Source organism: Pseudomonas sp. A125 (assembly GCF_055409485.1).
The window spans coordinates 53123-69625 of sequence record NZ_JBUZVP010000015.1 but is presented as its reverse complement, the minus strand read 5'-3'; the positions used below and the strand labels follow the sequence as shown (position 1 = coordinate 69625).

Annotated in this window: 10 protein-coding genes and 1 pseudogene; 6 read left to right on the top strand and 5 right to left on the bottom strand. The window is 57.7% G+C overall.

The annotated features are described in order from the left end of the window. Positions 1–38: 38 nt before the first annotated feature. The 5 genes and pseudogenes from fadB to ACZRN6_RS20450 all read left to right on the top strand — a co-directional run bounded on the left by fadB (position 39) and on the right by ACZRN6_RS20450 (position 6303). Complete coding sequence (gene fadB, locus ACZRN6_RS20470) at positions 39–2189, top strand: fatty acid oxidation complex subunit alpha FadB (RefSeq protein ID WP_464008680.1); 2151 nt, start codon at positions 39–41, stop codon at positions 2187–2189. Between the two features lie 41 nt (positions 2190–2230). Then, positions 2231–3013 carry an SDR family NAD(P)-dependent oxidoreductase gene (locus ACZRN6_RS20465; protein WP_464008679.1) on the top strand — a complete coding sequence of 261 codons (783 nt, stop codon included), beginning with the start codon at positions 2231–2233 and terminating at the stop codon, positions 3011–3013. Between the two features lie 44 nt (positions 3014–3057). Further along, positions 3058–4236, top strand: a complete 1179-nt coding sequence (locus ACZRN6_RS20460) for an acetyl-CoA C-acetyltransferase (RefSeq protein ID WP_464008678.1) — start codon at positions 3058–3060, stop codon at positions 4234–4236. Positions 4237–4260: 24 nt separating this feature from the next. Continuing rightward, on the top strand, positions 4261–4710 hold the full coding sequence (locus tag ACZRN6_RS20455) for a DUF3237 domain-containing protein (RefSeq protein WP_464008677.1): 450 nt from the start codon (positions 4261–4263) through the stop codon (positions 4708–4710). A gap of 170 nt (positions 4711–4880) precedes the next feature. Next, positions 4881–6303 (top strand): annotated as a pseudogene (locus ACZRN6_RS20450) (IS1182 family transposase). A gap of 207 nt (positions 6304–6510) precedes the next feature. Here ACZRN6_RS20450 and ACZRN6_RS20445 read toward each other — a convergent pair. From ACZRN6_RS20445 to ACZRN6_RS20425, 5 genes are all read right to left on the bottom strand, one after another. Further along, entirely contained in the window at positions 6511–6975 is a 465-nt protein-coding gene (locus ACZRN6_RS20445; protein ID WP_464008676.1) for a VOC family protein, read from the bottom strand. Positions 6976–7065: 90 nt separating this feature from the next. Then, positions 7066–9465: an efflux RND transporter permease subunit gene (locus tag ACZRN6_RS20440; RefSeq protein ID WP_464008675.1), complete on the bottom strand. Its 2400-nt coding sequence runs from the start codon at positions 9463–9465 to the stop codon at positions 7066–7068. A gap of 13 nt (positions 9466–9478) precedes the next feature. Next, positions 9479–10633: a WD40/YVTN/BNR-like repeat-containing protein gene (locus ACZRN6_RS20435; protein WP_464008674.1), complete on the bottom strand. Its 1155-nt coding sequence runs from the start codon at positions 10631–10633 to the stop codon at positions 9479–9481. 147 nt (positions 10634–10780) lie between these two features. Next, positions 10781–12121 carry a DUF1329 domain-containing protein gene (locus tag ACZRN6_RS20430; protein ID WP_464008673.1) on the bottom strand — a complete coding sequence of 447 codons (1341 nt, stop codon included), beginning with the start codon at positions 12119–12121 and terminating at the stop codon, positions 10781–10783. Positions 12122–12175: 54 nt separating this feature from the next. Beyond that, positions 12176–14014 carry a DUF1302 domain-containing protein gene (locus tag ACZRN6_RS20425; RefSeq protein ID WP_464008672.1) on the bottom strand — a complete coding sequence of 613 codons (1839 nt, stop codon included), beginning with the start codon at positions 14012–14014 and terminating at the stop codon, positions 12176–12178. A gap of 640 nt (positions 14015–14654) precedes the next feature. Here ACZRN6_RS20425 and ACZRN6_RS20420 point away from each other — a divergent pair. Then, the gene (locus ACZRN6_RS20420) at positions 14655–16298 is read left to right on the top strand and encodes an electron transfer flavoprotein-ubiquinone oxidoreductase (protein ID WP_464008671.1); all 1644 of its coding nucleotides are present in this window, start codon (positions 14655–14657) and stop codon (positions 16296–16298) included. The last annotated feature ends 205 nt before the right edge of the window (positions 16299–16503 follow it).

Below are 16503 nucleotides of genomic sequence, written 5' to 3'. Positions count from 1 at the left end.
CCAGCGCCGGACCATCGCCCTCAACAAGGAGAATCGCTGTGTTTCAGGGAAACAGTATCAACGTGCAGCGGATCGAAGAAGGCTTTGTCGAGCTTTGCTTTGACCGTCGCGAGGATTCCATCAACAAGTTTGACGAACGCACCCTGCATGAGTTGGCAGACGCGGTCGGATCGATCGCGGGTGACGGAACCGTCAGGGGCGTTCTGATCACCAGCGCAAAGAAGACGTTCGTAGTCGGTGCCGATATAAATGAACTCTCTACGGCGTTCCGCCTTTCGGAGGCCGACTTGGCCTTGCGAAACCTCAAACTCAATCAGGGCTTTATCGACCTTGAGGACCTACCTGTCCCTAGCGTAGTGGCAATCAACGGCCTTGCTCTTGGTAGTGGAATGGAACTCACGTTGGCGGCCGCGCTGCGGGCAATGTCTATTGGGGCTCGGATCGGTCTACCAGAAGTCAAACTAGGGTTGATCCCCGGGATGGGTGGAACAGTACGCACCCCTCGTGTTGCCGGGGCTGACGTGGCGCTGAACCTGATCGCCAGCGGCAAGCTGATCACAGCCCCAGAAGCAAAGTCCCTAGGTCTGGTCGACGCAGTCTGCGTTGCGGAGGAATTGCGTGCAACCGCTCTCGACCTTCTGCGCCAGGCCTGCAACGGCGGAATCGACTGGCGTCACCGCCAGTCTCGCAAGCGATGCCTAACAATCAATGAAGCCACCGACCAACAGGCTGTGCTCAATGCTCGCTGGAAAGAAGTCTCCGCGCGCAGCCCGAAACACCAACCAGCGACCCTTGTCGCACTCGAACTGATGACGCGGGCGGCGACAAAAACCCGCGAAGTCGCACTGGCCATGGAAGCCGAGAGCTTCGCACAGGTAGCAAAAACCCACGCCGCGGATTCGCTGATTCAGACCTTTCGCAACGGCCAAGCGCTGAAGAAACTGTTCCGCAAACATGACCACGACGGGCGCGTGGTGAAGCAAGCGGCGGTGCTGGGAGCCGGCATCATGGGCGGTGGTATTGCCGTCACGAGCGCCTTGCACGGCTTCCCTACCCGGCTGAAAGATCTAGCCCAATCCCAGCTCGATCTTGGAGTGACCGAGGTCGACAGGCAATTGGCGCGGCAAATCAAAAACGGCCGACTCAACGCGGAGCGTGCCGGAATCGTTCGCGACAGTCTTACCCCACAACTGGACAACAGAGGGTTCGATGCCGTGGACATGGTCGTCGAAGCCATCGTCGAGCGGCTCGAAACCAAACGTGTAGTGCTATCTACTCTAGAAACCCATCTGCACCGTGACGCCATCATTGCCAGCAATACCTCAAGCCTGCTCATCGACGACATCGCACAGGCACTAGCGCGTCCGGAGAACTTTGTCGGTATGCATTTTTTCAATCCGGTGCCGGTCATGGCTCTGGTCGAAGTCGTACGGGGTAGTCGGACCCAAGCCGAGACAGTATCAACAGCGGTTGCTTACGCCTTGGCGATGGGCAAGACGCCTATTGTGGTCAAGGATTGCCCGGGCTTTCTGGTCAACCGTATTCTGACCACCTATGTCATCGCCTTCTTGCAATTAGTCGCCGAAGGAGCCGACTTTGCCCAGATCGACCGGGTGATGGAGGACTTCGGATGGCCAATGGGGCCGGCCTATCTGCAGGATGTGATTGGCATGGATACAGGCGCCCGCGTCTGGCGGGTCATCAGCGCCGGTTATCCGCATCGGATGGTCCTACCGAAGCGCGACGCGGTGTGCTTGTTAGTCGAGCACAAACGCTACGGCCAGAAAAACGGCGCCGGCTTTTACTGCTACGACTTGGACTCAACCGGCAAAACGCATAAATACACATCGGATGAGACCTATGCGTTGCTCTCGGCGATTCAACCCGAAGGCACCCGCTTTTTCGCAGACGCCGAAATCATAGAACGCATGATGCTGCCAATGATCGTCGAGGCCGCCCATGCCCTGGAAGATGACGTAGTGGCTAGCGCCGCAGAGCTGGACATGGCCCTGCTCCTCGGGCTGGGCTTTCCCGCGTATCTCGGCGGCCCCTTGAAATATGCTGATTGGCTCGGTCTCGACAATGTGGTTCGTCAGTGCGACCGCTACGCGAAGCTAGGGAACCACTATGTGCCCACTGGACCTATGCGCGCATTGGCCGCCGCCCGGCAGTCATTCCATAACGCCTAACTTCTGCGGCAGAAGAGGCACCTACCAGAGAGGATCCCCACATGAAACTCGATTCCACCTTATCGGCCATTGTCACCGGCGGCGCCTCCGGCCTCGGTGCGGCCGTCGCGCGTCGACTCGCCGCGCAGGGCGTCAAAGTCGCGCTGTTCGATCTCAACGAGTCTCTCGGCGAAGCCTTGGCCTGGGAGATTGGCGGCGTATTCTGCATGGTAAATATCACCGAGGACGCGCAGGTGGATGCGGCCTTTGCAATGGCTCGCGCGGCTCACGGGCAAGAGCGAATCCTAGTCAACTGCGCGGGCATCGGTGGCGCCGCGAAGACGGCCAGCCGCGACAGAACCAGTGGCGAAGGCAGGCACTTCCCCCTAGATATTTTTGAACGGGTGATTCAAGTCAACCTCATCGGAGCGTTCCGCTGCATCGCGAAATCCTCAGCCGGTATGCTCCAGCTGGAACCTCTTGAGGACGGTGAGCGGGGCGTGATCATCAATACCTCCTCCATCGCAGCCCAGGACGGACAGATGGGTCAGGCCGCCTATGCGGCCTCGAAGGCCGCGATCGTCGGTATCACCCTGCCGATCGCCCGCGACCTGATGGGCGAGGGTATTCGCGTCAATACCATCATGCCTGGGATTTTCGACACACCACTGATGCAAGGCACCCCGGACAACGTGAAGGAAGCACTGGCGGCATCGGTACCCTTCCCCAAGCGCTTTGGTCACCCTGACGAATTTGCGGCAGTCGCCGAAACGATGATCACCACCACCTACTTCAACGGTGAGTCTGTGCGCCTCGACGGCGCGATTCGCATGTCGCCTCGCTGAGTCGGCCCTTGCTCCCCTTCTTTCCACCCACAGGAGAAACACACATGGCTGAAGCATATATCGTCGCCGCGGTACGCACCGCCGGCGGCCGCCGCGGAGGACGCCTGTCAGGATGGCACCCGGTCGAACTGGCGGCACAGGTTCTCGATGCGCTGCTCGAGCGCAGTGGCATCGACCCGGCCGTCGTCGAAGACGTCATCATGGGCTGCGTGCAACAGGTCGGCGAACAGTCCAATAACATCGGCCGCAACGCGGTACTCGCTTCGCGCCTGCCGGAGTCGGTGCCCGGCACGACCCTGGACCGGCAGTGCGGGTCGTCGCAGCAGGCCCTGCATTTCGCCGCCCAGGCGGTGATGTCCGGCAGCATGGACGTGGTGATCGCTGCTGGCGTGGAGGCCATGAGCCGCGTACCGATGTTCATGCCGCAGAAACTCGCCCAGGAGAATGGGCTTGGCGAGTACATGAGTCCGGAAATCCGTCGTCGCTATCCTGCCGGTGACTTCAGCCAGTTCGTCGGTGCGGAACTCATCGCCCAGCGCTTCGGTTTCTCCCGTGCGGATCTGGAACGCTTTGCCCTCGCCACCACCCAACGGGCAATCGAAGCCACTCAAGCGGGGCGCTTCACCAAAGAAATCCTTCCCGTCGAAGTGCGCCTCGCCGATGGCACGCGCCCCGGAGAGATGCATATCGTGGACGAAGGCATCCGTTTCGACGCGACGCTGGAAAGCATCCAGGCGGTCAAACTGCTGAACGAAGGTGGCAGCATTTCCGCCGCCACCGCCAGCCAGATCTGCGACGGCGCCAGCGGCGTCATGGTGGTCAGCGAACGTGCCCTCAAGACCCTGGGCCTGACTCCTCTGGCCCGGGTGCACCACATGAGCGTGCTGGGTGGCGATCCCTGGGTAATGCTCGACGTGCCGCTGGCGGCTACCGAGGCGGCGCTGCGCAAGGCCGGTATGAAGATCGACGACATCGACCTGTACGAAGTTAATGAGGCCTTCGCGCCGGTACCCCTGGCCTGGCTCAGGGCGACCGGAGCTGACCCCGAGCGGCTGAACGTGAACGGCGGGGCAATCGCCCTGGGCCATCCCCTCGGCGCCTCCGGTACCAAGCTGATGACCACCCTGATCAGCGCCCTCGAGCAGCGAGGCAAACGTTATGGCCTGCAGACGATGTGCGAAGGCGGCGGCATGGCCAACGTCACCATCATCGAGCGCTGCTGATTGCCATCAGGGAGAACGGCCACAATGGATCTCGAATATGTCTTCGGCTACAGCGCTCCGATAATCGACGTTTATGCCGTGGGCGGCCCCTTCGGCAAGCGCAGGATCGCCCGCTGCGGAGCCGGCACGATCACCGGCCCCAAGCTCAACGGCGAGGTGCTGGACGGCGCGCATGACTGGATACTCGACGGCCCCGACGGCTGGGGCCGGATCGACGTGCGCGCACAGTTCCGCACCCACGACGGCAGCGTGATTTACGCTCAGTATCTGGGGGTCCTCGAATACAACGAGAAATACCAGGTGGCGGTTCGCAATGGCGGCGAGACCACCTTCGAGGACCACTACTTCCGTAGCACTCCCCGCTTTGAAACGGACGCCCCCCAATATGCCTGGCTGACCCAATCAGTCTTCGTCGGACGGGGTCGCCTCCTGCCCGGATTTTCCATCTGCTGGGAAATCTACCGGGTCACCTAAACCACTGGGAACTTGGATTGGTGGAGTTGCCGAAGGTGCGTCCACCACTTACCACAAAACGACAACCCCATCATCATCAAACACCTGGCCTTATCAGACTGTGTGAAAACCTAGCAATCTGTTGGCCGGTTAAAGAAAATGCCCGTATCGCAAGATACGGGCATTTTTTTATGCGCTATATCCAAGGTAAAAACCGCTCCCAGAGCGCGCTGTTCCCACTCTCGCTGGACGAGCTCATCCCCAATGACCATCTGGTCCGGGTCATTGAGGCTTATGTTTCGCTTCTGGACTTTGAGCAGTTGGATTTCGACAAAGCCAGACCCAAAGCCACGGATCGCCCTTCATACGATCCCGCCGACCTGCGCAAACTCTACCTGTACGGGTATTTCCAGCGCATTCGCTCCTCGCGGCGGCTCGAGGCCGAGTGTCAGCGCAACGTCGAAGTCATGTGGTTGCTAGGCCGGCTGGCCCCAGACTTCAAAACCATCGCCGACTTTCGGTGCGATAACAGCGCGGCGTTCACTGCGACGTGCCGCGCCTTCGTCCGGTTTTCCCGAAATGCCGGGTTGATTGCCGGTGAACTGGTGGCCATTGATGGCAGCAAGTTTCAGGCGGTGACCTCAAGTCGCAAACACCTGACCCCGAAAAAACTCAAGCACCGGGAAGCCATGCTCGACAAGCGCATTGCGCGCTATCTGGCGCAGCTCGATGAAGCGGATTGCAGCGAGGAAGGGCAATCGATTGACCGCTCGGCCGTGCAAGCAGCGCTTCGAGAGTTGCAGGTAAAAAAGGCCAATAACCAGACCTGCCAAGGGCTGATGCAAGCTCAAGGTCTGGTTCAGCACATTGTGGGCGAGCCCGATGCGAAAAATGCGAACGGTGTCCGGGCCGCTCGTGGCGTACAACATTCAAAGCGCTGTCGATACGAAGTACTGCCTGATTTTGCATCACGAAGTCACCCAGGAAGGCTCCGACAACCGTCAGCTCGAACCCATGGCCAAGGCGGCTAAAGCAGAGCTGCAGCAATCCGAACTCTGCGTCACGGCGGATGCGGGTTATTCCAATGGTGCTCAGTTCCAGGCGTGTCAGGACGCCCGTATCACGGCGTTTGTACCACCGAATAGAGCCGTCAATACGACCGGTGTCGAAGAGCATTATTTTGACCGGACAGACTTCAACTACGACAAAGACAACTATCAATATCAATACCCCGCCGGTAAACAACTGACGCTCAAGAAACTCAGCAAGGGCGATCGAATCTACCAGGCCAGCATCAGCGACTGTCAAAGTTGCCCGCTGAAAAGCCGTTGCACCAAAGCTGAACGTCGGTATCTGATGCGCCACACCCACGAAGCGACGTTTGAGCGAATGGAACGGCGAATGAAGGCTCATCCCGAGATGATGGTCAGTCGCCGCTCCATCGTCGAACATCCTTTCGACACTCTGAAGCAGTGGATGTTTGGTAATGGCCGGTTCTTGCTGCATCAGTTGAAAGGCGCTCGTGCAGAAATGGTACTGGCGGTGCAGGCCTACAACTTGAAAAGGGGGATTAAGGTACGGGGAGAGCAAAGGCTGATGGTGTTGATGGGCTGAAAGGCTCTTATTTTTCTAATTTCAGAAAAACAAATGCCCCGACAAGTCGGGGCATTTGTTTTAAACCGCGGCAGACTGGGTTTTCACACAGTCTGCTTGTGCCGGGTGTTGTTTTTTGTTCGGAGGGATGACGGATTACGCAGCTGCGCGACTGATCCATTCTACGACTGAACCAGGGAGCGCCCCTGGGCGGCTCCCGCTTCGTCCTTACAGCGTAAATTCCTCGACCAGTTGCACCAGATTGCCATCATGATCATGGAACAGGAACGACTTCAGCCGCCCACCACCCACAGCCCATACATAATCGGTCTGTGTTTGATAACCTGCCGCGCGAATGGTCTGGAACCATTCGTCGATACCACTCACACGCAAGGCCAGTTCGGTAATGCCGGTATGGGCGTAGCCGAGAAACTCCCTCGGCGTCTGTTGCACCCGCGGATTCTCCGGCTGCTGCAGTTCGAGCTTGGCCCCCGTGGTGGAAGCCAGCATGACCATGCGCGACTTCGCGCCGCGCACGTGGAAAATGTCATCCAAAGTGCCCGGGGCGAAAAACGCTCCCTCCTCGTCCGGGATCAGCATATCGATATAGACCGAAAACCCCAGGGTGTCCCGGTAAAGCCTGAGCGCCAGTTCCATGTCACTGACCACCAGGCACATGTGATGGAAGTCCATTGCAGTGCTCCTCGTGCTTGTTGGGTTTTGTCGTCAGAGTTTGGCGTAACGGACGCCGGGGTATCGCCCCCGACGCCACGTTTTCAGCACTCAACCATGCGCATTCAGCTTGGGCGGTAGCAGGCTCAACACGGCGGGGATGATCAGGATGGCGCCCACCATGTTCCACAGGAACATGATCGCCAGCAGCATGCCCATGTCGGCCTGGAACTTGATGTCAGAGAGCAGCCATGTAGCCACGCCCAAGGCCAGGGTCACGGCGGTCATTGCAATGGCTGCCCCTGTGGTCTTGAGCGTTTCGCCATAGGCCTCCTTGAGACTCATCCCCATCCGCAGGTAGTTCTCGAGTCGGTTATAGAGATAGATGCCGTAATCGACACCTATGCCCACACCCAGCACTATCACCGGCAACGTCGCCACTTTGACGCCGAGCCCGAGCCTGGCCATGATCGCCTCGCACAGTATCGAAGTGATGAGCAGTGGCAGGATTAGGGCAACGGTCACCCGCCACGACTTGAATTCCCAGAACACCAGCAGCGCGACGACGGCGTAGACCAGCAGCAGCATCAGGCGCTCGGCCTGCTTGACCACGATATTGGTCACTGCCTCTATACCAGCATTGCCAGCGGCGAGGAGGAATTCGGCATGTTCGTTGTTGTTCTCAGCAGCGAAGCCCTCCGCCGCCGACACCACTCGCGCCAGGGTGTCGGCTTTGTGGTCTTTGAGGAACAGTAGGATCGATAACATCGAACAGTCGTATTTGTAGAAGTCCTGCCGTGTCATGCGCATAATATTGCTGGAAACGTACTCGTCTCGGGATAGCCCGTACCATTTCAGATTACCGCCTTGGGTCGCGGCGATCAGGGTTTTCATATCCATGGCCAGCGACTGGATGCCAACCACGCCATCGACGTCGCTCATCACAGCCTGGAAGCGATCCACCACCGAGGTCACCGGATAGGTACCGCAACTACCCGGCTGGGTCTTGACCATGACCACGAAAAGATCGGCGCTGTTGGCGTAATTGGCGCTCAGGAAAGCAACGTCCCTGTTGTAGCGCGAATCCGCCCGCAGCTCCGGAGCCCCGGGGTCGAGATCGCCGATACGCAGATCCCGCGCCATGTACAGTGACACGCCGAGCACCGCCAGGCCGACCACCACAACCCCGACCGCCCAGCGCCGCTCGGTTAGCCGTGACAGGAAGGCGCCCGTTACTCGACGCACCAGGGATTTGTTCTGCTCGCTCACCTTGAGCGCACGGTGACGCAATCCCCGCACCGAAATATCGGTGTAGGACATGATCACTGGCAGCAAGAAAATCTTGGTGAAGATGATCACCAGCACGCCAACACAGGCACTGATTGCCAGTTCCCGAATGACACCAATATCGATCACCAGCAAGGTGGAGAAACCGACCACGTTGCACAGCAAGGCGATGGAGCCGGGCACGAACAGCAGGCGGAAGGTCGCCTTCGCAGCCTCAATGCTGGAAAGCCCCTGAAGACGTTCCGCCACCATGGTATTGATGTTTTGTATCGCATGGCTGACGCCGATGGCGAAGGTCAGGAACGGCACCAGGGTCGAATAGGGATCGAGCGCATACCCCATCAAGCGTACGACGCCCAGTTGCCACAGCACCGCCAGGCTGCAGCAGAAGATCACCGATAATGTGCTACGCCAGCAGCGCGAGTAGAAATACAGCAGGCCGATCGTCAGTACAAAGGTAATGACGAAGAACAACACCATGTTGCGCACGCCCTCGATCAGGTCACCCATGATCTTGGCGAAGCCGGTGATGTGGACGCGTACCCCTTCGGCTGCATACTTGTCGCGCACCAGATGTTCCAGGCGCTCGGACAACAGGCCGTAGTCGAGTTGGTCGCCGGTTTGCGGGTCTATCTCCAGCAGGGGTACCAGAATCACGGTGGAACGGTAGTCGTTGGACACCAGGCTACCGACGGTGCCTGATCGGACCACATTGTGTCTGAGTCGCTCGACTTTCTCGGAAGATCCGTCGAAGTCGTCGGGAATCACCAGGCCGCCGACGATGCCATCCTCGGTCACTTCGCGCCAGAACACGTTGGGCGTCCACAGGGATTTCATGTTGCCTCGGTCTACGCCGGGTATGTAGAACACCTCGTCGTTGATCTTCTTAAGCGTAAACAGGAAATCCTTGTCGTAGATGTCGCCTCCGGTGTTTTCGACGACGATCCGCAGCACGTTGCCCATCTTGCGCAGATCGTCCTCGTAGGCCAGGTAGTTTTCGATATACGGATGGCTGGACGGGATCATTTTCTGAAAGCTCGCCTCCATGTCGATCTTCGATGCATGCCAGCCGAGGAATATCGACAGGAGGCAGAAAACCGCCAAAACCCAGCCGCGGTGATGGAACAGCACGCCCTCAGCAAAATCCACGAGGGTGCGCACGCCCTTGTGCGTCTCGATATCGACGTCGGATAGTGGCAGTACTTCCTTGTCTTTTTGAGTCATCAGGTCTGTCATTTCACTTCCCATTCCCGGTAAGGAGCTGGACGCCCCCGCTTCCTGTCAGCACTACTGAGCCGTCGGCAAGTGGGATGGCGGCGGCGATGCGCCCCGGCGCGGCGGCAACCATGGATACGAAACGCATGCCTTCGTCATCGCTACGCAGGAGCTGGCCACCAGCATCGATCAGGCGCAACGAACCATCGGAGGCCACGAACCCGGCCACGATATTTGTCTTCACTCCACTGTTGCCCTCGGTCCAGCTAGTACCGCCATCCCGCGAAACGAAGACGCGGCCGCCGAAACCGTAGACGAGCAGAATCTCCTCGCCCCCCGTGTCGTGAAAAGCCAGCAGCCCGTATAACTGGCCTTTGTAGCCGGTCTCCTGACGTTGCCAGCTATCCCCGCCATCGGCCGAGATATGCATCGCTCCCCCCTCGCCAACCACCACCAGTTTGCCCGAGGGCGTATGGGCGATGGCGTTGTAATGGAAGCCTTCCGGGTTATCCAGGCGGTCGCCGATATAGCGCCAGGTGGCACCGGCATCGTCGGTACGGAACAATTGGCCGAAGGAGCCGACGGCAAACCCCTGCCGGACATCCTTGAACCAGAGGCCGAACAAGGGCCGGGATGGCCCAAATCGAGAACCAGCCTCGGCATCCGTCAATGCCTCCTCGGCCTGCTCCAGTTCGTCCTGCAGCGAATCCGCCAGCGCATCATCCATGCCTTGATCGCGGCCCCGTACTTTCTTGAGTCGACTCTGGGCAGCCGCCAGAATCTGCGCGTTGGCCGCATTGCCGTCGAACAGCCTGCTCCAGGTCTGCCCACCGTCCCGCGTGCCGAGAATCGCCCCGCCATGGCCTGCTGCCCAGCCAATCTTGGTATCGAAAAAAAACACAGCGGTCAGATTGACCGAAACGGGCACTTTGGCCTGCTGCCAGCTATGGCCTCTGTCATCGGACAGGATGATGGTGCCCTGCTCGCCAACCGCCACCAGGCGCCCATTGCCCAAGGCTGCAACATCCACCAGCAACTTCTCTGTCGGCCTGTCCGACAAACGGGCTGGCAAAAGCAGCGGGTCAACAAAAGTCTGATCCTGCCCCCAGGCACAAGTTGCCGCCAGCAACATTGCCAACATCCAAGTATGTTTGAAATACGACGAAAAAAAGATCACTGGTATCCCTCTAGTATGAGCGCTGAGGGGAACCGCCAGCATTGCTTTCCAGTTCCCCCCAACGGTCTGCCGCCACGCCGATCAGCACTAGTACCAGATGTCATCGACGCACTGACGCTGCTGAATCGGCATAGGGAATTTCTGGAACTAGCGCGCCAATCGCTTCATGTTGGAGGGGTCAAAATATCCAGTCCTGTAAATTTGGTTGAATACCACTGGCTGCTCCTGATTGGCCAGGCCCGCAACAAAGTAGCGTCCGGACTGGAGATCGTACGACACTTCAGCAGCAGTCCAAGTGCAGGGGCAATCGTAGTAATAGGAGGGGAAAATCTCCTGGATACGCCAGAGATCACCACGCCCATCATAATTATCCACATGTACAGGTTGGAAACTGTCCTCATCTACCAGAAGTACGCGCTTGTTGTAGATATGCCGCGCACCCGGTTTCAACGTACCTTCAAGTACATAGACGCGATGCAACTCATAGCGCACCAGATTCTGGTTAAGGGTTTTCTTGCCGACAATATCGGTATATTTCAAACTCTTGTCCGTCAGTTTGAAATTATTGTACGGAATGATCATCTCCCGCTTGCCAACCAACTTCCACTCGAAGCGCTCCGGCGAGCCATTGATGCCATCGAAACTGTCTTGAGTGAGCAGGCCATCGGTTCCCGTAACAGGGCTGTCGTACCCGACTTCCGGAGCACGGAGCACACGCCTGGTTCCTGGGTTGTATGCCCAGGCCTTGCGCGACTCGGCGCTCTTATCGATCGGCTCACGTACTAATGTCACACCTCCCGCAATACTGGAAGGCGACAGATAGTTGTAGGTAGCCTCGTACAATAAGTTCGCCGGTGGATTGTCCATATTCCAGTAGAACTGCAAGTCTTCCTGCCAGACGGAAGGGGTAAAATTACCATCGGCCTGCACCGGAAAGCTCGCCAGGCGCCGCTTGTAGCTACCACCCCGGGAACGCACCAGGACGTTATGGTAGATTTCCAGACCAACTTTTGGCAGCGGGAAAGGCACAACAGACTTCGTCGTACCACTATAACCATTTCCATCTTGAGTTAATTTTACTCCAGGCGCTTCCTTGGCAATTGCATCGTATTGAGCCTGGGTCAATGCATGGGTACGATGACTGGGATACACATCAATCTTGTAATCGGCATAGCGCTTCAACAGTGCGATATTGCCTTCGGTCAGGCGCGAGGCATATTGGCTGTAATTGCTCGCCGTGATGGTATACAGCGGTTTTTCATCAGGGAACGGCGATATATAACCGTTTTTCGGGTCAAAACCTGGAGGCTGGGCCGTGATGCCGCCATTCCAGGCGGGAATGCTACCGTCAACATTCCCGGCCTTGGGAGCGCCCCAAGGGGTAAGTTCCTTGCCAAGTTGTGAAAAGTCATCGGCAACAGCCACCGCTCCGGTTAGACCTAAGACAATGAACAATTCACACATCATGATGGATTTAGTAAGTTTCATGAATTTCCCTCGAATTTTTATTCAAAAAATGCATCTGGCTTTTAACCTGTTGCATTACAGGTTCATACCGATGACCAAGGAAATGAAGTCACGATCGCGAAATGAGTCGTATTTGGTGTCGTGATCGTAGGTCGTGTAGCTGAGATCCGCGTAATAGCGTTGCCGATAGTCGGCGCGTAAACCCAGGCCCAGGCTCTTGCGCCCTTCGAGGAAAATGCTGTCGGCAGAGTAGCCCTTCACGTCATGGGAGAAGAATGCCCGTGGGGTCAGGTTGACGCCGATGACATTGTTGTATTGCAGAGTTGCCTGTGCCCGATAGCCCCAGGCATTGCTAGTCGCGAAACCATCGGTATCACAGCCGGCGTTTTGCGAGGAAGAACCATTGGAGACACAGTTGCCTGCCCGTCCATTGGCCGCCCAGCTCGCTGACCCATACTCGAAGCCTCGGCCGTAACGGGTCGATGACAAGGGGTCACCAATACCGCTCCAATGCTGATAGGCCACTTCCCCCATAAGGGAAAGGGTGTCCGCACCCACCATACGCCCGAGGTAGGCAAACGACTGGATCGTTGAAACCTGGACCTGAGTCTTGTCCTTGACATCGTAGCCGCGGACTATCCCGCCAGCCGGGATATTAGCGAACGGTCCCTTGGTCTGGCCAAGGATGCCACCCTTCTGGATGCCGTAGCCGCCGACCAGGTCAGCCCCGTTGATCTGTACCGGGAAATCCTGGGTATGACTGACTTCTCCAAACACCGACCAGCCGCCCAACTCAGTGGCGGCACTGAGTCCGTAGACCTTGATGTTGTTAGCGCTCCAGTCCCAGAAGCCTTGTATGGCAGTGGCACCGCCAGACAGCGGGCCTCCTGCCGTGGACGGGGTGTTGCGAAGACTGATGCGCGGCGAAGTCGTCGTGTAGTTGATGAAATAGGCACCCACATCGACGTCCCCGATCATTCTCTTGACGGAGAATCCATAGGAGCCGGAATCCCTTGGGTACTGGTTGACCCCCGTGATTCTCCCCAAGTTGGCGGCCAGGGCATCGCCATCAGACATGCCGGTCAGGTTCACCAGTGCATAGGTCGAGTCCTGGCAGTTCATGCTGTCGCTGACGCTCCAGTAAGTACCGCACCCCTCCAGTACCGTGCGCTGGACCTTCAATTTATAGAAGGTTTCGAAACTCCACTCCCCTACCCCCAGGCTGAGCGAAATCTGCGGCGTTGGCAGAATGATTTCCTTCACCTGCGCCCCAGCGCGGCGCGCCGCCGAAACATCGATCGGGTTGTACTGGTTGATGCCGCCGCTAACGAACAGGCTCTCGCCCCAGTTCACCGCATGGCTGCCGAGCTTGAAGCCCAAATAGGAATTATCCGTTGGCGCAAAACCGCCAAAGCCGTACCAATCCAACAGTTCGACGCCACTGAATTTGGACAGGCGGTCATTGTACTCGCTGTCTTCAAGACGGCTGTCGGCAACGTACCCATTGGCAGTGCTGCCATGGGAAACCTTGCGATCCTTCTGGGTATAGTCGTACCAGCCCTTCCCGCGTAGGAATACACCGAAGCCGTCCTTTTCGACCTGGAGCTCACCAATGACCTTGGCGATAGTCGAGAAGTTGTCGCCCTTGTGCTTGTAGTTCAGATTACCGTCGTCGGTGGATGAGGACGGCATCGATCCACCATTCTGCCTGCCGATCAGCGCCGAACTGGCATCGCGGGTGCGCCAGGACGAACCAAGCGACATATCGAGACCCCAGCGCCCCGAAAAACCATTGTCGAGTTCAAACGGGCCGGCCTGCGCTATGCCAGAAACGCATGCAATACCTGCCAACGCGGCACAGCATTTGATTTGGTGATAGATACAGCCCCGCTTAAGATCGATTTTCAGTAACATCGCTCCACCTCTTATTGTTGTTCTTGTCCGGACTATTGCTCGTGGTGTTGATACGAGCCACCACCATGAATCCAGACGGCTCCATGGTCATCGTCCAAAACGACAATTTTGGATTGGTGCAGCGCCCTACCAAACAAACCTCTAGCCAAATCGCTCCCCTTTCAACGCCTAAAGATCGGCAAGCAACGCTTGCCGTAATTTACTGATTGCTCCCTCGCTCAGCCCAGCAAACGCAACAAGATAATCGTCAACCGAGCCAAAATCGCACACAGATGTTCAATGGATGCACCCAGGAACTCGACCCGAACATCATCCAGGATCGGAGCAGCTTGCATCGCCCGAGCGGGAACGTCCTCGGGGAAGATAGGTCGCGGCGCAGTCTCGCCCCATCCGGTCAACCTTCGTTTTTCTGAGAGACTTTCTGAACCTCGGACCTAAAAATCGTCGTTTCCGATGATGGCAAACGAGGGGGACAGCCGCACACTGTTCGAAGGGAACCAACCAATGATGATGCGGGACACTCGACTCTCCACAGCATCGTAACTACGGGGTCCAGAAGCGGACCAATATCTGAATTGATACCTCTTGTTCCTAGTTGTAGCGAGGGGAGCTGTTTTGCTTATGTGGATAAGGAGGGGGGATGGAGCGCGAGTCCATGGAGTTTGACGTACTGATCGTGGGTGCAGGCCCGGCCGGATTGGCGGCAGCGATCCGTTTGAAGCAGCTCGCCGCTGAAACCAATCGCGAAGTTTCGGTATGTCTGATCGAAAAAGGAGCAGAGATTGGCGCCCACGTTTTATCCGGAGCGGTGATGGATCCGCGTGCGCTCACCGAACTCTTTCACGACTGGAAAGAGCGCGGCGCGCCGCTTAAGACCCCGGTCACCGAGGACAGACTGATCCTCCTCAACGAAACCGGCGGACGCATGATCCCACATAGCCTGTTACCAGACTGTTTCATCAATCACGGCAACTATATTGTGCGTCTTGGAAACGTCGCCAAATGGCTCGGTGAACAGGCTGAGGCACTGGGTGTGGATATCTATCCTGGCTTCGCCGGTGCCGAGTTACTTTACGATGATTCAGGGGCGGTGAAAGGAGTCGCTACTGGCGACATGGGCCTCACCCGCGAAGGCGAGCCTGGCCCCAACCACCAGCTCGGTATAGACCTGCACGCCAAGTATACGCTGCTAGCCGAGGGCTGCCGTGGTCACCTAGGCAAGCAACTTGAAGACAAATACAACTTGCGCGACGGTGTCGATCCGCAGACCTACGGAATCGGCATCAAGGAGCTATGGGAGGTACCGGCCGAGAATCACCACCCTGGTCTGGTGGTACATACCGCCGGCTGGCCAATGAACAGTGCCACCTACGGTGGCGGCTTCGTCTATCACTTGGAAGACAACCTAGTCTCGGTCGGCTACGTGGTTGGACTCAACTACGCCAATCCCCACCTATCGCCGTTCGAGGAGTTCCAACGCTATAAGACGCACCCCGAGATACGTACGTACCTCGAAGGCGGTAAGCGCCTAGCCTATGGAGCCCGCGCCATCACCGCAGGCGGCTTGCAGAGCCAACCCCGGCTGGTCTTCCCCGGCGGCGCGCTGATCGGCGACGATGCCGGTTTCCTCAACGCCGCGCGGATCAAAGGTAGCCACGCCGCAATCAAATCCGGCATGCTCGCCGCCGAGGCCGCCTTCGAGGCTCTCGCCGCCGAGCGCCAACGAGACACACTCACGACCTTCCCGTCCGCTTTTCGGGAGTCTTGGTTGTACGCGGAACTGCACAAAACGCGCAACTTCAAACCCTACATGAAGCGCGGTCTATGGCTGGGGTCTTTGCTCTTCGGCATCGACCAAAAACTCTTCGGCGGTAAAACACCGTGGACCCTGCACAACACCGCCGATCACGACAAACTCAAACCGGCTGCCGACTGTCCGAAGATTGACTACCCGAAGCCGGACGGCAAACTCAGCTTCGACCGCCTTTCTTCGGTGTTCCTGTCGAACACCAACCACGAGGAAAAACAACCCTGTCATCTTGCGCTAAAGAATACCTCCGTACCGATCACAGTGAACTTGGCAATCTATGACGCACCCGAACAGCGTTACTGCCCGGCCGGTGTGTATGAGATCGTCCAGGACGGTGAAGCCAGCGTCCCCCGGCTACAGATCAACTCGCAGAACTGTGTGCACTGTAAGACCTGCGACATCAAGGATCCGACCCAGAACATCGACTGGATGACACCCCAGGGTGGCGAAGGACCGATCTACCAAGGCATGTGACAGCTTCACCTGCGTCTAACAGATACGTACGGCTAGGATCAATGCATGCTGCTCGATGTCCAGGCTCCGAGACCACTCTTCTCATTAGAACTTAAAATTCGGTGTTCATAATGACCATTCGAGCACATACCCAAAGCGTTGTTATCGCCATCAAATTGTTTATTGGCGGCCAGTTGATTGATCCACCACCTGTCAGTGGCGCGAC